Below are 22735 nucleotides of genomic sequence, written 5' to 3' on the forward strand. Positions count from 1 at the left end.
CATCCCGCGGGCTCCCGTGACACCTCCCGCCGAGGGGTGGGCTCGCTTGCCCGGGTGGGGACGGGCGGACATCCTGGCCGGGACGGTCGGCGGGCGCCGGCCGACGGAGGAGAGCATGAGCACCCACGACGACGAGTCCGGCTCCGGCACGGACCCGCGGTACACGCCCCCGCAGCAGTACGGGCAGCCGCCGCAGCAGTCCGGGGGCGGTGGGCAGACCGGGCAGCCGTACGGGGGTCAGCAGTACCAGCCCTCCCCCTACGGCCAGGGCCGGCCGCCCGGGCAGCCCGGGTACGCCCAGCAGTACGGCCAGCCCGGCGGCTACGGCCCGTACGCGCCGCAGGGCCAGTACGGCCAGTACGGCCAGTACGGCCAGTACGGCCAGACGGCGGTGCCCGCACGACCCGCGCCGGTCGTGGTCGCCGCGGTCCTCGGCTTCGTCTTCGGCGCCTTCGGCGTGCTGGTGTCCCTCGGCCTGCTCCTCGGCGGCGCGGTGTTCGGGACGGTCTTCGAGGACCTGGTCGCCAGCGACCCGGCCCTCCAGGACGTCGACACCAGCGGGGTCGACACCGGGCAGATCACCGGCGCGCTCGTGGTCGCGGGTGTCCTGGCCCTGGTCTGGACCGTGCTGATGATCTGGGGCGCGGTGCGCGCACTGACCGGGCGCAGCCGCGTGCTCCTGCTGGTCGGCGGGGCGATCGCCGTGGCGGTCACCGCGCTGTTCCTGGTCAGCGTCCTCGCCGGGCTCTCGACCGGCGAGGTGGGTGGCGGCGAGGTCGTCTTCTCCCTGCTGCTCTTCCTCGCGGCCCTGGCGATCGTCGTGCTGTTGTGCCTGCGGCCGGCCGCGCAGTTCTACGCCGCGCACCGCGCGCGGCGCGGCCGGTGACCGCGGGCGGGGGGCGCCCGGTGCCCCCGACCGGCCGGCCCGGCGGCGGCGGCGCGCAGCGACCGCCGCACGTCCTCATGGCGGGCGTGGCGGGCTTCGCCGAGGCCACGCTGCTGTTCCTGGTGGCCCTGGTGTCCTTCACCTTCAGCGCGCAGGCGGGCCTGCTGGCGCTGTTCGGCGTCCTCTACCTGGTGCTGACGGCGGCGTGCCTGTGGGGCGCGGTGTCGGTGCTCCGGGGCCGGGCCGGCCGGCCGCTGATCGCCGCCTCGGCGGTCACCGGCGTCGTCGCCCTGACCGGCCTCGTCGTCGGGGTCCTGCAGGGCGGCGGGGTCAGCTTCCTGCCCGCGCTGCTCCTGCTGCTCGCCGTCGGTGCGGTGGTGCTCCTGCTGCAGGCGCCGTCCCGCGAGTGGTTCGCCGCCTCCCGCGACCGCTAGCCGCCGGGAAGACAGAGGCCCCCGCTGCCGGCCGGCAGCGGGGGCCTCTGTCGTTCTGGGCCCGTCCCGGGCCCCTGCAGGGGGTCCTTCGTCAGCCGCGCGCGGCGGTACCGGTGTAGTCGTCGGACGCCGACACCCAGCTCATCAGGCCGCGCAGCTTGCGCCCGGTCTCCTCGATCGGGTGCGCCTCGGCCTCGGCCCGGCGGCGCTTGAAGTCCGGCGCGCCGGCGTCCTGGTCGGCGATAAACTCCGCCGCCCACGAGCCGTCCTTGATGCGGGCCAGGACGTCCCTCATGGCGTCCTTGACGTGCTGGTCGATGACCTTCGGGCCCGAGGTGTAGTCGCCGTACTCGGCGGTGTCGGAGACCGACCAGCGCTGCTTGGCGATGCCGCCCTCGTACATGAGGTCGACGATCAGCTTGAGCTCGTGCAAGCACTCGAAGTAGGCGACCTCGGGCTGGTAGCCGGCCTCGGTCAGCGTCTCGAAGCCCGCGGTGATCAGCGCGCTGGCGCCCCCGCAGAGCACGGCCTGCTCACCGAACAGGTCGGTCTCGGTCTCCTCGGCGAAGGTGGTCCTGATGACGCCGGCGCGGGTGCCGCCGATCGCCTTGGCGTAGGACAGCGCCAGCTGCAGGGCCTGCCCGCTGGCGTCCTGCTCGACCGCCACGAGGCAGGGCACGCCCTTGCCGTTCTCGAACTCGCGGCGCACCAGGTGGCCGGGGCCCTTCGGGGCGACCATGGCGACGTCGACGCCGGCCGGGGGCTTGATGTAGCCGAACCGGATGTTGAAGCCGTGGCCGAAGAACAGCGCGTCGCCGTCCTGCAGGTTGGGCTCGACCGACTCCTTGTACAGGTTCCGCTGCACGTGGTCCGGCGCCAGGATCATCACCAGGTCGGCCTCGGCGGCGGCCTCGGCCGGCGTCACGACCCGCAGACCCTCGGCCTCGGCCTTCGCCCGGCTCTTGCTGCCCTCGGGCAGGCCGACGCGGACGTCGACGCCCGAGTCGCGCAGCGACAGGGCGTGCGCGTGGCCCTGGCTGCCGTAGCCCAGGACGGCGACGGTGCGTCCCTGGATGATCGAGAGGTCGGCGTCGTCGTCGTAGAAGATCTCGGCGGCCATGCGGTACGTGCTCCTTCGGTACAGGACGGCGGTTTCCGCGGAAAACGCCGGAGGATGGGTCAGGTCCGGGGTGGATCAGGCGGTGCGCTCGACCGGGCGCAACGTACCGGCGCCGCTCATCGAGCGCGGACCCCGGCCCAGTGCGACCGTGCCCGACTGCGCCATCTCCTTGATGCCGAGCGGGGCGAGGACGGCGAGCAGGGCCTGGAGCTTGTCCGGCGTGCCGGTCGCCTCCAGGGTCACGGTGTCGGTGTTGACGTCGACGACGCGGGCGCGGAACAGCTCGGCGGTCTGCAGCACCTGGGTGCGGTCGGCCATCGGTGCGCGCACCTTGACCAGCAGCAGCTCGCGCTGGACCGCGGCCTCGGCCTCCAGCTCGACGATCTTGATGACCTCGATGAGCTTGTTCAGCTGCTTGGTGATCTGCTCCAGCGGCTGGCTCTCGGCGTCGGCGACGATCGTCATCCGGGACAGGTCCGGGTTCTCGGTCGGCCCGACGGCGAGCGACTCGATGTTGAAGCCGCGCCGGCTGAACAGCGCCGAGACGCGGGCGAGGACGCCGGACTTGTTCTCGACGAGGACCGACAGCGTGTGGCGGGACATGGGGTGCTCCTCAGACCTGGTCGTCGCCGAAGACCGGGCGGACGTCCCGCGCGGCCAGGATGTCGTCGTTGCTGGCCCCCGCGGCGACCATCGGCCACACCTGGGCGTCGGCCCCGACGATGAAGTCGATGACGACCGGGGCGTCGTTGATGGCCATCGCCTTCTCGATGACGGCGTCGACGTCGTCCTTGCTCTCGCAGCGCAGCCCCACGCAACCCAGCGCCTCGGCGAGGGCCACGAAGTCGGGGATGCGCACCGGCGTGGGCCGGCCCTCGGCGTCCACCGGGTGCAGCTTGGTGTTGGAGTAGCGGCCCTTGTAGAAGAGGGTCTGCCACTGCCGGACCATGCCGAGGTTGCCGTTGTTGATCAGCGCGACCTTGACCGGGATCCCCTCGATGGCGCAGGTGGCCAGCTCCTGGTTGGTCATCTGGAAGCAGCCGTCGCCGTCGATGGCCCACACGGTGGTGTCCGGGCAGCCGTACTTGGCACCCATCGCCGCCGGGACGGCGTAGCCCATCGTCCCGAGGCCGCCGCTGTTGAGCCAGGTGCCCGGCTTCTCGTACTTGATGAACTGGGCGGCCCACATCTGGTGCTGGCCGACGCCGGAGGCGTAGATGGCGTCGGGCCCGGCGATCGCGCCCAGCCGCTCGATGACGTACTGCGGCGACAGCGCGCCGTCCTCGGGCCAGTCGTAGCCCAGCGGGTACTTCTGGCGCCACTGGTCCAGCTGCGCCCACCAGGCGGACAGGTCCGGGGTGCGGCCGGCGTCGCGCTCGGCGCGCAGCGCGGTGACCAGCTCGGCGATCGTCTCCCGCGCGTCCCCGACGATGGGCACGTCGGCCTTGCGGTTCTTGCCGATCTCGGCCGGGTCGATGTCGGCGTGCACGATCTTGGCCTCGGGGGCGAACGACGACAGCTGGCCGGTGACCCGGTCGTCGAAGCGGGCCCCCAGGGCCACGAGCAGGTCGGCCTTCTGCAGCGCGGTGACCGCGGTGACGTTGCCGTGCATGCCCGGCATCCCGAGGTTCTGCGGGTGGCTGTCCGGGAACGCGCCGCGCGCCATGAGGGTGGTGACCACCGGGGCGCCGGTGAGCTCGGTCAGTTCGGCCAGTTCGGCGCTCGCCTGCGCCTTGATGACGCCGCCACCGACGTAGAGCACCGGACGGCGGGCGGCGGCGATCAGCGCGGCCGCCTCGCGGACCTGCTTGCCGTGCGGGCGGGTGGTCGGCTTGTAGCCGGGCAGGTCCAGCCGCGGCGGCCAGGTGAAGTCGGTGGTGGCCTGCAGGGCGTCCTTGGAGATGTCGACCAGCACCGGGCCGGGGCGGCCGCTGGCGGCGAGGTGGAAGGCCTCGGCGATCCGCTGCGGGATCTCGTCGGCGTCGGTGACCAGGAAGTTGTGCTTGGTGATCGGCATCGTGATGCCGCGGATGTCGGCCTCCTGGAAGGCGTCCGTACCGATCGCCGCGCTCGGGACCTGGCCGGTGATCGCCACCATCGGAACCGAGTCCATGTAGGCGTCGGCCAGCGGGGTGACCAGGTTGGTCGCGCCCGGGCCGGAGGTGGCCATGCAGACGCCGACCCGGCCGGTGGCCTGGGCGTAGCCGGTGGCCGCGTGCCCTGCGCCCTGCTCGTGCCGGACGAGCACGTGGCGCACGCGGGAGTCGAACAGCGGGTCGTAGGCGGGCAGGATCGCCCCGCCCGGGATCCCGAAGACCACCTCGACACCGACCGCCTCGAGGGACTGCACGAGGCTCTGCGCCCCGGTGATGCCGGTGAGCGGCTCGGCGGCGGCCTCCTCGACCGAGCGGGCGGTCGTCTCGACCCCCGTCAGTGCCTCGGCGGCCTCGCGGGTGGCGGACCCACCCGGGGTGGTGCTGGTCATGGCGTCTCCTGGCCGTGCATCGCGCTGGTCGGTCCTTGCTGGGGTTCCCCTGGGCGGGGCCATCGATGGGTGCCGTGCGGTGTGCGGCGGCGCCTGCGGCGGGCCGGCGGAGTCGGATGAGGTCGGGGCCCGCAAACGAAAGACCCCCCGTGCCTGTGGGCACGGAGGGGTCAGCGCGTCGGTGGGAGGGACCGACGCGCTAGGCGATTACGAGGAGCAGGCAGGCCGAGCACACGCGGCCACTGTGCGCCTCGACCGGGCCCGTCGTCAACCAGGGCGTCCCACTCAGTGAGAGCGCGTGTCGTCAGACGTGGGACGGCGTGCGGTCGCCGGCCAGCACGCCCGCGACCGGCCGGACCAGCAACGCGGGCAGGTCGGCGGCGGGCACCGGGCGGCCGAGCAGGTAGCCCTGCAGGAACCGGCAGCCCAGCCGGCGCAGCGCCGCGAGCTGGCCCGGCGTCTCCACGCCCTCCGCGACGACGTCCATGCCGAGGGTGCGGCCCAGCTCGACGACGCTGGCGACGACGGCCGCGGTGCGCGGGTCGTCCTCGATGTGGGCCAGGAAGTCGCGGTCCAGCTTGAGGACGTCGACGGGCAACCGGGAGAGCCGGGCCAGGGTGGAGTGGCCCTTGCCGAAGTCGTCGATGGAGATGACGCAGCCGGCCTCGCGCAGGGCGGCCAGCTCGCGATCGACCCGGTCCTCGGCATCGACGAGCACCGACTCGGTGATCTCCAGCATCAGGCGCGAGGCCGGCACGCCGGAGGCGGCGAGCGCCCGCGCGACGTCGGCGGAGAGACAGCCGGCCTGCAGGTGCCGGACGGAGACGTTCACGCCGAGCTTGAGGTCGTGCCCCTGCGCCAGCAGCGGTGCCAGGGCCGCGGTCGCGGCTCCGAACACCCAGCGCTCCAGCGGCACGATGAGGCCCTCGTCCTCGGCCACCCGGACGAACTCCTCCGGCGGGACGTCGCCGAGCTCCTGGTGCCGCCAGCGCACGAGGGCCTCCAGGCCCAGGACGCGGCCCTCCTCCACGCCGACGACCGGCTGGAGCACCACCGACAGGCCGCCGTCGGCGATCGCGTCGGGGAGGTCCCGGGCCAGCCGGGCGCGTCGGTCGACGACGCGGTCGAGCGCCTCACCGGTGGTCCGGACGCAGTTCTTGCCGGCGGCCTTGGCCGCACGCAACGCCAGGTCCGCCCGGCGCACGGCCTCGGCAGGGTCCCCACCGACGCGCAGCTCGGCCACGCCGACGCTGCCGGAGACCGGGAGGACCAGCCCGCCGCGGCCGCTGCCGTCGGGGGCCGGTGGGCGGTGGTCGCGGTCGAGCAGCACGACGAGCCGCTCGGCCAGCGCGGTGGCCTCGTCCCGGCCGGCCCGCACGAGGACGGCGAACTCGTCCCCGCCGAGCCGGGCGACGACGTCGTCCTCCCGCGCCGCGGCGCGCAGCGTCTCGGCCACCTCGCAGAGCAGCCGGTCGCCGGCGTCGTGGCCGGCCACGTCGTTGACCGCCTTGAAACCGTCGAGGTCGACGAGCAGCAGGCAGCCCGGGGCGGTGCCGGCGGACACCTCGCCGAGCGCCGCCATGAAGCGGGCCCGGTTGGGCAGGCCCGTGAGGAAGTCGGTGTAGGCCATCCGCTCCAGCTCGCGCTGGCCGGCGCTGCGGTCGGTGACGTCGCGCAGGTGCAGGACCAGGCCGCCGCTGTCCGCGGCGCCGGACACCCCGGCCGGGGCGGCGCCGGACGGCGCTGCACCGGTGAGCTCGACGTCGCGCCAGCTGCCGTCACGGGCGCGCAGCCGCACGGTCGTGGGCAGCAGGCTCACCGTGGTGCCGCCGCGGACGGCCTGCGCGACGCGGGGGACGAGGTCGCGGTCGGCGTCGTCCAGCAGCTCGGCGAGCAGCCGCCCGGTGAGGTCGGCGTCGGTCCAGCCGAGCTGGGCCTGCACGGCGCCCGAGGCCCAGCCGATGCGGCCGTTCCCGCTGAGGACGACGGTGACCGCGTCGCCGCTGTGCACCAGGGCACGGAAGTACCCCTCGGTGCGCAGCAGGCGCCGGGTGAGCCGGTAGCCGTCGCCGGCCCACAGCACGGTGCGCAGCGAGGTGAGGGCGACCAGCGCCGCTCCCCCGCCGGCCTCGACCGGGTCGATCGGCCGCCCGGCCAGCACGCCGGCGAGGAGCAGCAGCAGGACGCTCGACGCGATGCCGGAGGCCAGCACCAGGCCGCGCAGCGGGACGATCGGCCGGTCGTGGTCCGGCGTCGCCGGCTCACCGGGGTCGGACCACACGGCCAGGACGCTCGCGGCCAGCATGGCCAGCCAGGCCTGCTCGGTGACGACGGTGGCGGCGGTGCTGCCCAGCGTCCGGCCGAGCGCACCCCCGACCGCGACGGTCGCCATCGCGACCGAGGCGGCGAGCAGCCAGGCCGCGGCTCCACGGCGCGCGCCGCGGACGCCGGTCACGGTGATCAGCCCCACGCCGACCAGGAGGGCCCCGACGACCGGGTAGCCGACCGCGATCAGCCCGTCGGCCGCTCCCTCTACACCGGAGAGGAGCGCGGCCAGCAGCACGTGGCCGAGGACGGCGACCGCCAGCGTCGCAATGAGGCCGTCGAGCACCGTGCGCGAGCCCGGCCACCGCCGCGACCGGGGGGGCAGCAGCCGGAGCACGGCCAGGATCGCGAGCGGCACCGCCAGCAGCATCGGCACGTCCTCCGCGCCGCCCAACTCCAGGTGCGCGCCGGCGCGGACGGTGGCGAGCACCTGGCCCACGGCCAGCAGCGCCATCGCCGACGCCAGCGCCCGCCACGGCCGCGCGGACCGCTCCGGCAGGCGGCCGGCGCCGCGCTCGGCCACGACCGCCGCCGCGCCGGACGCCAGGGCCAGGCAGGCGGGGACGACCACCAGGGCCAGCGGGGACCGGGTCAGCTCCAGGGTCGCCGTGACCGCGGCGAGCAGCCCGAGCAGGACGAGGACCGGCAGGACACCGAGGACACGGGATCGGCGGGTGCCGGTCACCGGGACCCCACGAGACCGGGCCACAGCTGACCGGCACCGTGGTCGAGCACGCCGACGAGGTCGAGCAGGCGCATCGGCCGGGCCAGCAGGAAGCCCTGCGCGAAGCCGCACCCCGCGGCGCGCAGCGCGCCCAGCTGGGCCGGCGTCTCCACGCCCTCGGCGACGACGTCCAGGCCCAGGGCCCCGGCGATCGAGACGACGGACTCGCACAGCGCGCGGGCCTTCGGGTCGCGGTCGACTCGCAGCACGAACGCGTGGTCGAGCTTGAGGATGTCGATGGGCAGCCGGGTCAGGTGCGCCAGCGACGAGCGGCCGGTGCCGAAGTCGTCGAGCGCCACGTGCACGCCCATGAGCCGCAGCGCCTCGATGTCGACGGCCACGTGCTCGCCCTCGGACATCAGCGTCGCCTCGGTGATCTCCAGGATCAGCCGCTCGGGTGCCAACCCGGTCGACTGCAGCACGGCGGCGACGTCGCGGACCAGGGTGCGGGCGGCGACGTGCGAGGCGGAGATGTTCACCCCCAGCCGCAGCGGCGCGACGCCGTGCGGGAGGGGCAGCACGGCCGCGGCGGCGGTCTCCAGCGCCCAGCGCTGCAGCTCGCCGATCACGCCGGCGCGCTCGGCGATCGGCACGAACTCCGCCGGCGGCACCTCGCCGAGTTCGGGATGCTGCCAGCGCAGCAGCGCCTCGACGCCGGTCACCCGCTGCTCGCCCAGCGAGACCACCGGCTGGAAGAGCACCGAGAGCTCGTCGCGGTCCCAGGCACCGGGCAGGTCCTCGCGCAGCCGGGCGCGCCGCTCGGCTGCGCTGCCCAGCGCCGGCCGGTAGCGCAGCGCGGTGCCCGTGCCGGTGGCCGCCGCCGCCCGGACGGCGAGCTCGGCGCGGGTCATGAGGTCGGTGACCGACTCGGCGGCGCCCAGGTCGACCACGCCGATGCTGGCGCTGAGGTCGAAGAGCCCGGCGGCGGTGTCCAGCGGCTGCTCGATGACCGACAGGCAGCGGTCGGCCAGCAGGTCGACGGCCTGCGGCGCACCCTCGGCCAGGACGGCGAAGGCGCCCCCGCCGACGCGGGTGACCGCGTCGGCGCCGCGGACGGTGGCCCGCAGCCGCCGGCCGACCTCGACCAGCACCGCGGTGACGACGTCGCGGCCGGCGTCCTCGCGCACCTCGTCGAGGCCGTCGAGCTCGATCAGCAGCAGGCTGCGGCAGGTCGTCCCGGCCTCGGCCAGGGCCTGCTCGAGCCGACGCTCGCAGCCGGCGCGGTTGAGCAACCCGGTGACCGGGTCGGTGAAGGCGACCTGCTCGAGCGCGCGCTCCCGCGCGACCCGCTCGGTGGTGTCGCGGCAGTGCAGGACGACGGCGCCCACGACGGTGTCCGAGCGCAGGTCGGAGAGGCTGGCCTCCAGGTGCCGCCAGGTGCCGTCGGCGTGCCGCAGCCGCAGGCCCAGCACGCCGGGGGGCGTCGCGTCCGCGGTCGTGGGTTGCAGGGCACGGGCGACGGGCAGCGCGTCGTCGGGGTGCACCAGCTCGAGCAGGTCGGCGCCCACCGGCACCGCGGCGGCGCTGCCAAGCGTCGTCCCCAGGGTCGGCGAGGTCCAGGTGACCCGCAGCCGGCCGTCGAGGATGAGCACGGCGTCGCCACTGGCGGCCACCAGGGAGCGGAAGTACGCCTCGCTGCGCCGCAGCCGGGCGTCGAGGTGCTGCTCGTCGCGGGCGGTCAGCCAGCGGTGCACCAGGGACAGCACCGCGCAGAGCAACACGCCGGCGACCAGCACGGTGCCCGGCCGGTGGCCGGTGAGGGTGGCGGCGGCCGAGGTGAGCAGGGCGGCCAGCATCGCCAGGTGCGGCAGCAGCTGGCGCAGCTGGGTGGAGCGGCCGCTGTGCGGGCGCGGGCCGGACTCGGGGCAGGGGCCGGGGTCGAGCAGGACGGCGGCGCCGAGCAGCACCAAGCCGCCGGCGATGAGGAACCGGCCGACGTCGCCGACGGCGTCCTCGCCGGTCAGCGTCGCCGAGGTGCCCAGCGCCCGGCCCGGTGCGAGCAGGGACGTCGCGGCGAGCAGCACCAGCGCCATGGGCTGGCGGCGGCTCTCGATGACGCCGAGCAGGAGCAGTGCCGCGGCCATGGCGGCCGAGGTCACGACGACGGCCGCGCCGAGGACCACGGCCGCGGTCGGCGTGAGGTCCGTCCAGCGCGGGTCGGGGCCGAGCACGAGCACCTGGACGACGAGGACGCAGGCGGTGAGGAACAGCGCCAGCTCGACGGCCGGGCGGGCCCCGCCGCGCAGCCGCGAGGGGGCGACGAGGGTGAGGGTGGCGAGGACGAGGAGCACGTAGCCGGGGACGGTGGGCAGCCAGCGCAGGGCGACCTGCTCCAGCGGGGAGTCCGGTGCGGCGACCGTGACCATGACCGTGCCGACCACCGGCATCAGCGGGGTCAGGGCGAACAGCCGCCAGCCCCGCCACCCGGTCTGCTTCGACCGCCCCGCGGTCCACAGCACGACCGCGGTGGCGATGCCGAGCGCGGCCAGCGCGAAGTCGCCAACGTACCCCGGTCCCGGCGTGCTCGCGGACACCGCGCAGGCGGTCCCCACGGGCACGGCGCTCCCGAGGAGCCACCACCTCAGCCTGTCCACACCTGCTCAGTCGGCAGGAATCCGGACCGGCGACACCCGGGCGGGCCCCACCCTCACCCGTTGGGGGTACCGCCTCCCCCGGGCCCCGGGCGGGGACCGGGGGAGGCGGACGGCGTCAGCCGCAGACCGCGCCCTGGGCCGCCGAGCTGACCAGCTTGGCGTACTTGCCGAGGACGCCGGTGGTGTAGCGCGGGGGCAGCGGCGTCCACCCGGCCCGGCGGCGGGCCAGCTCGTCCTCGTCGACCAGCAGGTCGAGAGTGCGCGTGGTGAGGTCCAGCCGGATGCGGTCGCCGTCCTGCACGAATGCGATCGGGCCGCCGTCGGTGGCCTCGGGCGCGACGTGGCCGACGCACAGCCCCGTCGTCCCGCCGGAGAACCGGCCGTCGGTGAGCAGCAGGACGTCCTTGCCCAGGCCCGCGCCCTTGATGGCCCCGGTGACGGCGAGCATCTCGCGCATGCCCGGCCCGCCCCTCGGGCCCTCGTAGCGGATCACCACGACGTCGCCGGCCTGCAGGGTGCCGTCGGTGACGGCGTCCATCGCGCCCTGCTCGCCGTCGAAGACGCGCGCGGTGCCCTCGAAGACGTCGGCGTCGAAGCCGGCCGACTTCACGACCGCGCCCTCCGGGGACAGCGAGCCGCGCAGGATCGTCAGCCCACCGGTCTTGTGGATCGGGTCGTCCATCGCGTGGACGATCGTGCCGTCCAGGTCCGGCGGGGCGATCTCCGCGAGGTTCTCGGCCATCGTCCTGCCGGTCACCGTGAGGACGTCGCCGTGCAGCAGGCCGGCGTCGAGCAGGGCGCGCAGCACCACCGGGACGCCGCCGACGCGGTCGATGTCGGTCATGACGAACCGGCCGAAGGGCTTCACGTCGGCCAGGTGCGGCGTGCGGTCGCCGATCCGGTTGAAGTCGTCGAGGGTCAGGTCGACCTGCGCCTCGTGCGCGATGGCCAGCAGGTGCAGGACGGCGTTGGTGGAGCCGCCGAGCGCCATGACGACGGTGATGGCGTTCTCGAACGCCTCCTTGGTCATGATCTGGCGGGCGGTGATGCCCTGGCGCAGCAGGTTGACCACGGCCTCGCCGGAGGCGACCGCGAAGGCGTCGCGGCGGCTGTCAGGGGCCGGCGGAGCGGCGCTGCCGGGCAGGGCCATGCCCAGGGCCTCGGCGACACTGGCCATGGTGTTGGCGGTGTACATGCCGCCGCAGGAGCCCATGCCCGGGCAGGCCGCCTTCTCGATCGCGTCGAGGTCCTCGCGGCTGATCAGCCCGCGGGCGCACGCGCCGACGCCCTCGAAGACGTCGATGATCGTGAGGTCGTCGCGGTCGCCGAGCTTGCCGGGCAGCGTCGAGCCCGAGTAGAGGAAGACGCTGGCCAGGTCGAGCCGGGCGGCGGCCATCAGCATGCCGGGCAGGGACTTGTCGCAGCCGGCGAGCAGCACGGTGCCGTCCAGGCGCTCGGCGAACACCACCGTCTCGACCGAGTCGGCGATGACCTCGCGGGAGACCAGCGAGGCGCGCATGCCCTCGTGACCCATCGAGATGCCGTCGGAGACGGAGATGGTGCCGAACTCCAGCGGGTAGCCGCCGGCGGCGTGCACCCCCTCCTTGGCCCGCTTGGCCAGCCGGTCCAGCGAGAGGTTGCACGGGGTGATCTCGTTCCACGACGAGGCGACGCCGACCTGCGGCTTCTCCCAGTCGTCGTCGCCCATCCCGACCGCGCGCAGCATGGCGCGGGCCGGCGCCCGGGTGATGCCGTCGGTCACCTCGCGACTGCGGGGCTTCACGTCGGCGGTGGTGCGGGGTTCCTCCACGGTCGTCACGTCCCGAGAGCCTAGGCCGGTTCTCCGCCCGCGCCGAGAGAGCGGTGATACTGGTACCGACACCACCACCGGGCCGTGAGGAGCAGCCGTGTCCGCCACCGCCCGGCGCGAGCTGGCCGAGTTCCTCCGCTCCCGCCGTCGCCAGGTCGACCCGCGGGTCGCCGGGGTGCCCGCCGTCGGCCCGCGGCGGACGCCGGGGCTGCGCCGGGAGGAGGTCGCGCTGCTCTCCGGGGTGAGCCACACCTGGTACACGTGGCTCGAGCAGGGCCGCGACATCCGGCCCTCGCGGCAGGTGGTCGACGCGCTGGCCCGCACCCTGCGGATGTCACCGGCCGAGCACGAGTACGTGCTGCGGCTGACCGGGCACGGCGGCGCCGCCCCGGCCGGTGCCGCCGACGGCATGCCCGACCACGTGCAGCGGCTGCTCGACGCGCTGGGCCCCTCCCCCGCCTACGCGATCACCGCGGGCTGGACCATCGTCGGCTGGAACCGCGCCTACGAACGGCTCTACCCGGGCGTGGCCGCCGTGCCCACGGCCGAGCGGAACCTGCTGTGGCTGGTGTTCACCGACCCGGCCGTGCGGCACCTGCTCGCCGACTGGACCGGGGACAGCCGCCGCTTCCTCACCCAGTTCCGCGCCGAGGTGGGCCCGCGGCTGGCCGACCCGGAGGTGGTCGACCTGGTGGCCCGGCTCGAGGTGGCCAGCCCGGACTTCCGCACCGGCTGGGCCAGCCACGACGTCGACCGGTTCAGCTCCTCGGAGCGACGCTTCGAGCACCCACGGGTCGGGACGCTGCTGCTCGAGCACCACCAGCTCACGCCGGCCGACGCCCCGGGCCTGCAGCTGGTGGTCTACACCGCCGCCGAGGGCGGGGACGCGGCCGACCGGCTGGCGCGGCTGTCGGCCTGAGCCGGTCTGGGAGGATGTGCGGACGTGGCGACAGCGCGTCTGCGGATGAACCGGGTGGCGCTGCTGCCGGTCGTCTTCCTGGTGGTCTGCGTCCTGCCCCTGGCGTTCGCCGCCGTCTGGACGCTGGTGTTCCTGCTGGTCCCCGTCCTGGCCGCGGCGTACGTGCTGCGGGCCGGGGTGGACGTCGGCGACAGCGGCGTCACGGTGCGCTCGCTGGCCGGCTCGCGCGCCGTGCCCTGGGACGAGGTGGCCGGCATCCGCGTCCGCGAGCGCGGCGACCTGTCGCTGGTGACCACCCGCGGCACCGAGCTGCGACTGCCGGTGCTCCGGGTCCGCGACCTGCCCCGCCTGTCCGCCGTCTCCGGTGGCCGCATCCCGGCGCCCGGCCCCGCCTGATGCCGCCGTGCTCCCAGCTCGCGCACGTACTGTGCGAGGCGTGAGCCGGCAGCGGGCGCGACGGGGACGGAGCCTGGCCGGCGCCGCCCTGCTGGCCGTCGTCCTGGCCGGGTGCGGCAGCGACGGCTACGAGCCGGCCGGCCCCTTCCGACCGCAGCCGGAGGGCCCGCCGCCGCAGGTCGGCCCGCCTCCGGAGTCCCCGCAGGCACCCGGTCCGGGCGACCCGGCCGACCCGGAGTCCGAGGAGGAGGCCGGCGACCCGAACGTGGTGGCCTCCGGGCTGACCGTGCCCACCGGGCTGGTGGTGCTGCCCGACGGCAGCGCGGTCGTCGGCGAGCGCGAGACCGGGCGACTGCTGCAGGTCTTCCCCGACCACTCCCCCGCCCGCGAGCTGATGACCGTCGGCGGCATCGACACCGCGGGGGACGGTGGCCTGCTGGGCCTGGCCCTCTCGCCGACCTTCGCCGAGGACGGGCTCTTCTACGCCTACGTCTCGACGGCCACCGACAACCGGGTGGTCCGCTTTCCGATGGGCGGCACCCCGAACCCCGTGCTCACCGGCATCCCGCGCGGCGAGACCCACAACGGCGGCGGGCTGGTCTTCGCCCCCGACGGCACGCTGTTCGTCGGCACCGGCGACACCGGGAACGCCGCCCTGGCCCAGGACCCCGCCTCGCTGGCCGGCAAGGTGCTGCACGTCGACGTCTTCGGCCGCCCCCTGGGCGCCGGCCCCGTGCACAGCACCGGCCACTCCGACGTCACTGCCCTGTGCGTGGGCGGCGACCAGTCGCTCTACGCCACCGACGACTCGGCGCAGGGGCCCGACGAGCTGAACGCCGTGACCGCGGGCGGCGACGCCGGCTGGCCGACGGCGGGGCCGGACAGCACCGACCCGGTCGTGGAGTTCGACCCCGCGGAGGGCGGGCTCGGCGGCTGCGCTGTCGCCGGGCGCACCGTCTTCCTCGGAGCGCTGGACGGCCGGCGCATCCACACGGTGCAACTCGACGGCGGCGGCGCGGTCAGCGAGGAGCCCACCGAGTTCCTCACCGACCGGTACGGCCGGCTGCGCACCGTCGTCCTCGACGGCGAGGGCGCGCTGTGGATCACGACGTCCAACAAGGACGGCGTCGGCACCCCGGCCCCCGACGACGACCGGGTGCTGCGCGTCTTCCCGCCCGGCGGAGCCCGGAACAGCCCGTTGTAGTCCCTGTCGCGCCCGAGTGGGCCCCGGAGAGGTCCCGACGGGGACGACGCAGCGGCTCAACTCAGCAGGGGACGGCACGTGGCCGCGGTGTCGGCCGGTAGGCCGACGGTGTTACAGCACGCGCTCCTCGAGCATCCGCTTCACGGTCGCGGCGTCGGCCTTGCCGCGCGTGGCCTTCATGACCGCGCCGACCAGCGCGCCGAGGGCCTGCACCTTGCCGCCCCGGACCTTGGCGACGACGTCGGGCGCCCCCGCGATCGCGGCCTCCACGGCAGCGACCAGCTCGTCGGACTCCCCCATGACCGCCAGGCCGCGGGCCTCGACGACCTGCGCCGGGTCGCCCTCGCCGGCCAGCACGCCGTCCAGCGCCTGCCGGGCCAGCTGGTCGTTGACGGTCCCCTCGGCGACCAGGCGGGTGAGCTCGGCGACCTGCCGCGGGGTGACGGCGAGCTCGGCGAGCTCGACCCCGGCGTCATTGGCGCGGCGAGCCAGCTCGCCCAGCCACCACTTGCGGGCGTCGGCCGGCGTGGCACCGGCGGCGACGGTGGCGTCCACCAGGCCGAGCGCGCCGGCGTTGACCAGCCAGGCCATCTCGGTCGGCGACAGGCCCCACTCCTCCTGCAGCCGCGCGCGGCGGGCGGCGGGCAGCTCCGGCAGCTCGGCGGCCAGCTTCTCGACCCACTCGGCGTCCGGCGCGACCGGCACCAGGTCGGGCTCGGGGAAGTACCGGTAGTCGGTCGCCTCCTCCTTGCTGCGCCCGGGCGAGGTGCTGCCGGTGTCCTCGTGGAAGTGGCGGGTCTCCTGCAGCACCCGGCCACCGGCGTCCAGGACGGCGGCCTGCCGGCGCATCTCGTAGCGGACCGACCGCTCGACGCTGCGCAGCGAGTTGACGTTCTTGGTCTCGGTGCGGGTGCCCCACTCGAGGCTGCCGACCGGCGCCAGGGAGGTGTTCACGTCGCAGCGCAGGCTGCCCTGCTCCATCCGGACGTCGGAGGCACCGAGGGTCTGGATGATGTCGCGCAGCTCGGTGACGTAGGCGCGGGCGACCTCGGGGGCCTTGGCGCCGGCGCCGGGGATCGGCCGGGTGACGATCTCGACCAGCGGGATGCCGGCCCGGTTGAAGTCGACCAGCGAGTGCGAGGCGCCGTGGATGCGCCCGGTGGACCCGCCGACGTGCAGGTTCTTGCCGGTGTCCTCCTCGAGGTGCACCCGCTCGATCTCCACGCGGTACGTCTCGCCGTCCACCTCGACGTCCAGGTGGCCCGCGGTGCACAGCGGCTCGTCGTACTGGCTGGTCTGGAAGCCCTTGGGGATGTCCGGGTAGAAGTAGTTCTTCCGGGCGAAGCGGCACCACGAGGCGATCCGGCAGCCCAGCGCCAGCCCGATGCGGATCGTCGCCTCGATCGCGGCGGCGTTGGCCACCGGCAGCGAGCCGGGCAGGCCCAGGCAGACCGGGCAGGTCTGGGTGTTGGGCTCGGCGCCGAAGGTGGTGGCGCAGCCGCAGAACATCTTCGACGCGGTGCCCAGCTCGACGTGGGTCTCAAGGCCGATGACCGGCTCGTAGCGGGTGAGGAGCTCGTCGAAGTCGACGAGGGTGTCGGTCATGGGGTCTTGTTCTCCTTCGGACCGGTGCTGCGGCCGCTCAGCCACGCCCCGGCAGCGGTCACCAGGCCCAGGACGATGAAGACGGCGAAGAACGCCTCGCCGGTGGCGATCCAGCCGATCAGGCCCACGAGGACGACGAACGCGGTGAGGGCCCATGCGGCCTTGAGCGCGCCGTTCACGCGGCGGCCTCCCGGTTCGCCAGCTCGTCGAGCAGCCGGGAGCCGCGGGCGGCGTCCAGGGCCGCCTCGACCGCGGCGGCGACCCGGTAGCAGCGGTCGTCGGACAGCGCGGGGGCCATGACCTGGAAGCCGACCGGGAGGCCCTCGGACAGCCCGCACGGCACCGAGATCGCCGGCAGCCCGGCGAGGCTGGCCGGCAGGGTGCACAGGTCGGCGGCGTACATCGCCAGCGGGTCGTCGACGCGCGCGCCGATCGGCCAGGCGACCGTCGGGCTGGTCGGGCTGACCAGCACGTCGACGTCGTCGAACGCGCTGGTGAAGTCGCGGGTGATCAGCGTGCGGACCTTCTGCGCCTGCCCGTAGTAGGCGTCGTAGTAGCCGGCCGACAGGGCGTAGGTGCCCAGCACGATCCGCCGCTTCACCTCGGGGCCGAAGCCCTGCTCGCGGGTCAGCGACATGACCTCCTCGAGGGAGTGGCTGCCGTCGTCCCCCACCCGCAGGCCGAAGCGCATGCCCTCGAAGCGGGCCAGGTTGGACGAGGCCTCGCTCGGCGCGATCAGGTAGTAGGCCGGCAGGGCGAGGTCGAACGCCGGGCAGGACACCTCGCGGACCTCGGCGCCCATGCCCGCCAGCAGCTCGACGGTCTCCCGCACGCGCTCGAGGACCCCGGCGTCGTAGCCGTCGGTGTGCCCGTCGCCGCCCAGCTCGCGGACGACGCCGACGCGCAGGCCGGCCAGCTCGCCGCGTGCTCCTTCCTGCGAGGCCTTGACGAGCACCGGCACGGGGGCGTCGATGCTGGTCGAGTCGCGCGGGTCGTGCCCGCCGATCGCCTCGTGCAGGACGGCGGCGTCGAGGACCGTGCGCGCCATCGGACCGGCCTGGTCGAGGCTCGAGGAGAACGCGATCAGGCCGTAGCGGGAGACCGCGCCGTAGGTGGGCTTGTGCCCGACCAGCCCGGTCAGCGCGGCCGGCTGGCGGATCGAGCCGCCGGTGTCGGTGCCCAGCGCCCACGGGGCCAGCCCGCCGGCGACCGCGGCCGACGACCCGCCCGAGGAGCCGCCGGGGATGCGGTCGGGGTCCCACGGGTTGCGGGTCGGGCGGTAGGCGGAGTTCTCGGTGGAGGAGCCCATCGCGAACTCGTCCATGTTGGTCTTGCCGAGCAGCACCGTGCCGGCCGCCTTGAGCCTGGCTGCGACGGTCGCGTCGTACGGCGGCCGCCAGCCCTCGAGGATCCGCGAGCCGCTGGTCGTGGGCACGCCCTCGGTGACGAAGACGTCCTTGAGCGCCACCGGCAGGCCGGCCAGCGGGCCGAGCTCCTCGCCGGCGGCACGGGCGGCGTCGACCTCACCGGCGCGGGCCAGCGCGACCTCGGGGTCGACGTGCAGGTAGGCGCCGAGGACGTCGTCCTGCGCGGCGATCCGGTCGAGGTAGGCCTGCGTCAGCTCGACCGAGCTGGTCTCGCCGGCCGCCAGCCGGCGGCCGAGCTCGGCGGCGTCCAGGGTCGTCAGGTCGGTGTTCACCGGGGTGCTCACTCCTCCTCCCCGAGGATCTGCGGCACGCGGAAGCGGTCGTCCTCGGCCGCCGGTGCCTGTGTGAGGACGACGTCGCGCGGCAGGCTCGGGGTGACGACGTCCTCACGCGTGACGTTGGTCAGCGGCACCGCATGGGTCATCGGGGGGACGTCGTCGACGTCGGCCTTGCCGACCTCGGCGACCGCGTCGAGCACCGCCGACAGCTGCCCGGCGAAGTGGTCGAGCTCCTCGTCGGTGAGGGCCAGCCGGGCCAGTCGGGCCAGGTGCGCGACGTCCTCGCGCCCGAGTCCGGCGGTGCCGCCACGCCCGAGTCCGGTGGTGTCCTCGCGGCCGAGCGCGGCAGGCGCCTGCGACCCGGTCGTCTCCTGCGGGGAGGGGGTGCTCATGCTGGGGCGGGACTCTCCTCGGTCGGCGCTCGACGGGCGCTCGTCACCACGTTCGGAACCCAGCCACTGTACGTGCCGGGCCCGCGGCGCCGGTCGGCCGGAGGCCGTCCGGGGAGGTCGCTCGACCGGTCGGGGCTCGATGGGGGAAGCTGTCGCCGCCCGCGATCGACGGAGATCGGCCGACCCTCGAACACGGAGGCACCGTGTCCTATCTCCTGCGGCTGGTCGTGCCCGACCGCCCCGGCATCCTCGGCGCCGTGGCCACGGCGCTGGGCGAGGCGGGCATCGACATCGTCTCCGTCGACGTGCTCGAGCGGGGTGGGGACGTCGCGGTCGACGACATCGTCGTGGACCTGCCCCCCGATCGGCTGCCCGACAACCTGATCACCGCTGCGCAGGCCGTGCCGGGCGTGCAGGTCGAGTCGCTGCGCCCCTTCGCCGGGCCGCTGGACACCCACCGCGAGCTGGAGCTGCTGGAGGCGCTGTCCCGGGCGGCCGAGGGCACCGGGGCGAAGCTGCTGGCCGCCGAGCTGCCGCGGGTGTTCCACAGCGGTTGGGCCGTCGTCCTCTCCGGGGACGCCGACGGCCCGTGCGAGGTGCTCGCCGCGTCCGACGCCGCGCCGTCCTTCGACGGGATGACCTTGCCCTGGCTGCCGCTGTCCAGCGCTCGACTGCTGCCGAGCGAGGCCGACTGGCTGCCGGAGCGCTGGCGCGAGATGGCCATCGAGATGATGGCCACCCCGTTCGTCAGCCCGCAGACGGCGGTGGTCCTCGGCCGCTCCGGAGGGCCGGCGTTCCGACGCTCGGAGCTGCTGCGGCTGGTCCACCTCGCCGGTATCGCGGCCAGCGTCGTCCACCTGCCCCCGGCCTGAGCACCCGCCTCGCCTGCCGACCGGTCTCGCGGGGGCCGACCAACGACCTCAAGCTCCGCCCCGCTGACCTGCGCTTTCCCCTTGCACCAGCGTCCCGCTCGAACGTATGACCTGGGTATCTGCTTGAGTGCAGTAGACCAGGTCGGCGGCCTCCGATCAGTTCCTTCAGGGGATGCGGGTCGGCGCCGACCGCCTGCTGCAGTAGCCGATAGAAGAGCAGGCCGCGTTCGGCCGACTTCCGGCGGTTGAATCGGAAGGTGAACTCGTCGAGGTAGTAGTCGAGGTGCTCGGCGCTTGCCGCGTAGTGCAGCGTGCCGGTCAGCCATCTCTTCAGCAGTGACGAGACGAGGTGGACGCCGGGCATGACCGTGTTCGGATCATCGGCCTGGTAGCTGTTTGTGTATTCGTGTGGGAAGCCCATCGAGCCGAGGCGGCGGAACAGGCGCGTGCCGTCGGTGTGGATGGTCGATCCCGGCGCCACGACATCGTGGGCGAACTCCACGATGGCGGCCATGTTGGGGCGATCGGCGACCTGCATGCGCACCCGGCCCAGTCGCCGGCCCGCGCCGCGCTCGACAGCGACCATGATGGGCACCTTGCTGGTGCCGGCGCCGGGCCGGCCGGTGGAGCGGCCACCGACGAAGATCTCGTCCAGCTCGACGTCGCCGGCCAGCTGCTCGCGGTCGGGGCGCACCATCGCCCGCCGCAGTTTGTGCATCCACGCCCAGGCCGTCTCATAGGACCCGAAACCGAGCACTCGCTGCAGACCCTGCGCCGACACCCCGTTCTTCTGCGACGTGATGAACCAGATGGCCGCGAACCAGGTCGCCAGTGGAGTGCGAGTGCGGTGGAAGATGGTGCCCGCGGTGACCGATGTCTTTCTCTGGCAAGCGGCGCACATCAGCAGCCCACGGCTGGTCCGCCAGTGATCGCGGTTTTCGCACACCGGACACGAGAACCCTTCCGGCCACCGCAACCTCTCCAGATAAGCCCGGCAGGCAGCGTCGTCTGGAAACCAGGCCAGCAGCTCCTGATAGGTGCCCGGATAGTCCGACCCGGCGATTGGACGGGGCTGCTCCATCCGCGAAGTCTACTTCACTCAAGCAGATACCCAGGTCGTATGATCGAACACGTGGACGACAGGGCGGCCTATAGCGCTGTAGCCGCTGACGCGCCTGTCGTCGGGTGGGCGACCGGGCCGCTGGGGGCAGTGCAGGCCGCGGATCGGGAGATCTCGCGGCAGACGGCGGTCAAGGCGCGGGCGGTGGCGGAGTTCGCCGCGTCCCGGCCGGCGTCGGTGGACCGCCAGCAGGGCGAGCGTGGGGCGATGAGCGCCGAGCGGTGGGCGGCGCGCCCGGAGGTCCTGCGCCCGTTGTCGGAGTGGGCCACTCCGGAGTTGGCGATCGCGTTGAACCTGACCCAGCAGGCCGCGCAGGACCTGCTCGAGGAATCCCTCACCCTGGTGCAGCGGCTGCCGGGCACCCCTCCAGGCGCTGGAGTCCGGGCTGCTGCACCGCGGGCACCTGTGGCACCTGCGCCAGCACGTCGCCCCGATCGCCAGTGACACCCTCCGCGCAGAGATCGAGGCCGATCTGCTGGCCTGGATGGCGGAGCGGCACCGGGTGACCAGCCCGGCGCAGCTGGGCGACAAGGCCCGCACGCTGGTGGCCCAGCGGGATGCGGCCGCGGCGGCGCGGCGGCTGACCAAGGCACTGAAGGAGCGCGGCATCTCCATCCGGCCGGAGCGGGCCGACGGGATGGCGGCGGTGACGGTGGTGTGCACGCTGCCGGAGGCCAAGGCGCTGCACGCCGCGCTGGTGCAGTGCGCCGACACGATCGTCGACGAGCCCGCTGGGCCGGTGCGCACCCGCGGGCAGAAGATGGTCGACGCCCTGCTGGACCTGGTGCTGCGCCCCGGTGAGACCGAACTGCCGCCGGTGCGGGTGCTGCTGACCATCGTCGCCTCGGTGGCCACCACGCTCGGCGGGGACGCCCCGGGTGAGGTGGACGGGGAACTGGTGCCCGCGGAGATGGCTCGCCAGCTGGCCTGCGCCTTCGCCGGGTTCGACTCCGACGCAACCGCGGCCGCGACGGGCACGCCGTGGCAGGAGGCCGAGCAGGCCGAGCTGGCCGCCTGGTGGGACGAACTGGAGCGCCGGGTGCTGGCCGGCGAGCTGCCCGACGAGCCCGACCCGGGCCCGGAGCCGCAACCCGACGACGCCGTTCCCGGGGCGCCGGGCCAGGAGGTCGACTGGCTGCCGGAACCCGGTGTCCCGCGCCCGGAGGACACCGATGACACCCACACCGGTGCCGCGGGAGGGCCGGGCGGCAGTTCGCCACCCGACACCGCGCAGTCACCGGACACCGACGTGCAGCCGGACCCCGAGCTACCGCCGGACACCGACCCGCCGCCGGGCAGCGGCTGGTGGGCGCAGGCGGACCGGGCGGTGGAGGACGCCGGGGCGGCGCTGCACGCCGCCCGCATGGCTCTCGGCCACGCCTCCCGCAGCGTGCGCACCGCAGTCAAGGCCGACGCCGCCACCGAGGCCGTCTGGGCCGCGAGCCCGGCCGGGCAGGTGAACACCGCCCCCGACGCGCTCGGCGCGCTCGCCGCCGCCGCGGACGCCCAGCGCGAGCAGCTCGCCGACCTGCTCGACCGCACCGCCGGGGGCGGGCTCGCCGACCGGCCCCGCATCGCGCTCACCGACGCGGTCACCGGGGCGCTGCTGCCCCTGACTGACCTGCCCGGACTGCGCCGGGCAGGCACCTGCGGCCGGCCCGCCTGCCGGCGCCAGCCCCAGACTTGCGGCCACGACCTCACCGGCCGCCCCGGGCTGGCTCGACCCGGCCCCACCGACGGCTACACACCCGGTGCCCAGCTGGACCGCTTCCTCCGCGCCCGCGACCGCCGCTGCCGCTTTCCCGGCTGCCGCCGCCGCGTGCCCCAGGCCGGCGAACTGGACCACCACCGGCCCTACGCCGACGGTGGGGAGACCGCCGCGGCCAACCTGGCCGGCTACTGCACCAGCGACCACCGCAGCAAACACCAGGCCCCCGGCTGGCGACACGACCTCGCCCCCGACGGCACCCTCACCGTCACCACCCCCACCGGCCTGACCGCGGTCACCGAGCCCCCGCCCTCCTGAGGGCTACCCGGGTCGGGTTCCACGCGCGTCGGCTGCCCACGACTCCCTACTTCTCCCACTCCGTCGCCGCGACCGCGTCCATACCCTCCCGCCACATACTATACCCCCATCCATCCCA

At 74.7% G+C, this 22735-nt stretch carries 18 protein-coding genes and 1 pseudogene; 8 read left to right on the forward strand and 11 right to left on the reverse strand.

Going from position 1 to position 22735, the window contains the following annotated elements; genetic code table 11:
- The first annotated feature begins 115 nt into the window (after positions 1–115).
- Both CNO22_RS02470 and CNO22_RS02475 read left to right on the forward strand, forming a co-directional pair.
- On the forward strand, positions 116–886 hold the full coding sequence (locus CNO22_RS02470) for a hypothetical protein (RefSeq protein WP_100497772.1): 771 nt from the start codon (positions 116–118) through the stop codon (positions 884–886).
- Between the two features lie 20 nt (positions 887–906).
- Positions 907–1320 carry a hypothetical protein gene (locus tag CNO22_RS02475; protein WP_100497773.1) on the forward strand — a complete coding sequence of 138 codons (414 nt, stop codon included), beginning with the start codon at positions 907–909 and terminating at the stop codon, positions 1318–1320.
- 91 nt (positions 1321–1411) lie between these two features.
- Here CNO22_RS02475 and ilvC read toward each other — a convergent pair whose 3' ends face one another.
- The 6 genes from ilvC to ilvD form a co-directional block, all read right to left on the reverse strand.
- On the reverse strand, positions 1412–2440 hold the full coding sequence (gene ilvC, locus CNO22_RS02480; RefSeq protein ID WP_100497774.1) for a ketol-acid reductoisomerase: 1029 nt from the start codon (positions 2438–2440) through the stop codon (positions 1412–1414).
- A 75-nt stretch (positions 2441–2515) separates the two neighbouring features.
- Positions 2516–3043 carry an acetolactate synthase small subunit gene (gene ilvN, locus CNO22_RS02485; protein ID WP_100497775.1) on the reverse strand — a complete coding sequence of 176 codons (528 nt, stop codon included), beginning with the start codon at positions 3041–3043 and terminating at the stop codon, positions 2516–2518.
- 10 nt (positions 3044–3053) lie between these two features.
- Positions 3054–4925: an acetolactate synthase large subunit gene (locus tag CNO22_RS02490; protein WP_100497776.1), complete on the reverse strand. Its 1872-nt coding sequence runs from the start codon at positions 4923–4925 to the stop codon at positions 3054–3056.
- Positions 4926–5229: 304 nt separating this feature from the next.
- Positions 5230–7935 carry an EAL domain-containing protein gene (locus CNO22_RS02495; RefSeq protein ID WP_100497777.1) on the reverse strand — a complete coding sequence of 902 codons (2706 nt, stop codon included), beginning with the start codon at positions 7933–7935 and terminating at the stop codon, positions 5230–5232.
- Positions 7932–10532, reverse strand: coding sequence for a putative bifunctional diguanylate cyclase/phosphodiesterase (locus CNO22_RS02500; RefSeq protein WP_157936757.1), 2601 nt, complete (start codon positions 10530–10532; stop codon positions 7932–7934). Before CNO22_RS02500 ends, CNO22_RS02495 begins: the two co-directional genes overlap by 4 nt.
- Before the next feature lie 151 nt (positions 10533–10683).
- Positions 10684–12387 carry a dihydroxy-acid dehydratase gene (ilvD, locus tag CNO22_RS02505; RefSeq protein WP_100497779.1) on the reverse strand — a complete coding sequence of 568 codons (1704 nt, stop codon included), beginning with the start codon at positions 12385–12387 and terminating at the stop codon, positions 10684–10686.
- A gap of 88 nt (positions 12388–12475) precedes the next feature.
- On the opposite strand from ilvD, the gene CNO22_RS02510 reads away from it, so the two are divergent.
- Genes CNO22_RS02510 through CNO22_RS02520 form a run of 3 tightly spaced genes read left to right on the forward strand, consistent with a single transcriptional unit; the run spans position 12476 to position 14897 of the window.
- On the forward strand, positions 12476–13297 hold the full coding sequence (locus tag CNO22_RS02510) for a helix-turn-helix transcriptional regulator (protein ID WP_100497780.1): 822 nt from the start codon (positions 12476–12478) through the stop codon (positions 13295–13297).
- A 24-nt stretch (positions 13298–13321) separates the two neighbouring features.
- Positions 13322–13693, forward strand: coding sequence for a PH domain-containing protein (locus CNO22_RS02515; RefSeq protein WP_100497781.1), 372 nt, complete (start codon positions 13322–13324; stop codon positions 13691–13693).
- A 40-nt stretch (positions 13694–13733) separates the two neighbouring features.
- Positions 13734–14897 (forward strand): PQQ-dependent sugar dehydrogenase, encoded by a 1164-nt coding sequence (locus CNO22_RS02520; protein ID WP_100497782.1) that lies wholly within the window; start codon positions 13734–13736, stop codon positions 14895–14897.
- 111 nt (positions 14898–15008) lie between these two features.
- Here CNO22_RS02520 and gatB read toward each other — a convergent pair whose 3' ends face one another.
- The 4 genes from gatB to gatC are packed head-to-tail and all read right to left on the reverse strand — an operon-like array spanning position 15009 to position 18599.
- Positions 15009–16502 carry an Asp-tRNA(Asn)/Glu-tRNA(Gln) amidotransferase subunit GatB gene (gene gatB / locus CNO22_RS02525; protein ID WP_100497783.1) on the reverse strand — a complete coding sequence of 498 codons (1494 nt, stop codon included), beginning with the start codon at positions 16500–16502 and terminating at the stop codon, positions 15009–15011.
- The gene (locus CNO22_RS02530; protein ID WP_100497784.1) at positions 16499–16681 is read right to left on the reverse strand and encodes a hypothetical protein; all 183 of its coding nucleotides are present in this window, start codon (positions 16679–16681) and stop codon (positions 16499–16501) included. The genes gatB and CNO22_RS02530 overlap by 4 nt, the downstream gene beginning before the upstream one ends.
- Positions 16678–18213, reverse strand: a complete 1536-nt coding sequence (gene gatA, locus CNO22_RS02535) for an Asp-tRNA(Asn)/Glu-tRNA(Gln) amidotransferase subunit GatA (protein WP_198588056.1) — start codon at positions 18211–18213, stop codon at positions 16678–16680. The genes CNO22_RS02530 and gatA overlap by 4 nt, the downstream gene beginning before the upstream one ends.
- Positions 18210–18599, reverse strand: coding sequence for an Asp-tRNA(Asn)/Glu-tRNA(Gln) amidotransferase subunit GatC (gene gatC / locus CNO22_RS02540; RefSeq protein WP_100497785.1), 390 nt, complete (start codon positions 18597–18599; stop codon positions 18210–18212). Before gatC ends, gatA begins: the two co-directional genes overlap by 4 nt.
- A 203-nt stretch (positions 18600–18802) precedes the next feature.
- Here gatC and CNO22_RS02545 point away from each other — a divergent pair, with 203 nt between their 5' ends.
- Positions 18803–19471, forward strand: a complete 669-nt coding sequence (locus CNO22_RS02545) for an ACT domain-containing protein (RefSeq protein WP_100497786.1) — start codon at positions 18803–18805, stop codon at positions 19469–19471.
- Between the two features lie 154 nt (positions 19472–19625).
- Here CNO22_RS02545 and CNO22_RS02550 read toward each other — a convergent pair.
- Positions 19626–20534: pseudogene (locus CNO22_RS02550) on the reverse strand (IS1595 family transposase); the annotation flags it as partial.
- A gap of 147 nt (positions 20535–20681) precedes the next feature.
- Here CNO22_RS02550 and CNO22_RS28745 point away from each other — a divergent pair.
- Both CNO22_RS28745 and CNO22_RS02555 read left to right on the forward strand, forming a co-directional pair.
- Complete coding sequence (locus CNO22_RS28745; protein ID WP_157936758.1) at positions 20682–21035, forward strand: hypothetical protein; 354 nt, start codon at positions 20682–20684, stop codon at positions 21033–21035.
- Positions 21025–22617, forward strand: coding sequence for an HNH endonuclease signature motif containing protein (locus CNO22_RS02555; RefSeq protein ID WP_408609686.1), 1593 nt, complete (start codon positions 21025–21027; stop codon positions 22615–22617). The genes CNO22_RS28745 and CNO22_RS02555 overlap by 11 nt, the downstream gene beginning before the upstream one ends.
- Positions 22618–22735 lie beyond the last annotated feature (118 nt).

It is taken from the genome of Geodermatophilus chilensis (assembly GCF_002802985.1).
Lineage (GTDB): Bacteria > Actinomycetota > Actinomycetes > Mycobacteriales > Geodermatophilaceae > Geodermatophilus > Geodermatophilus chilensis.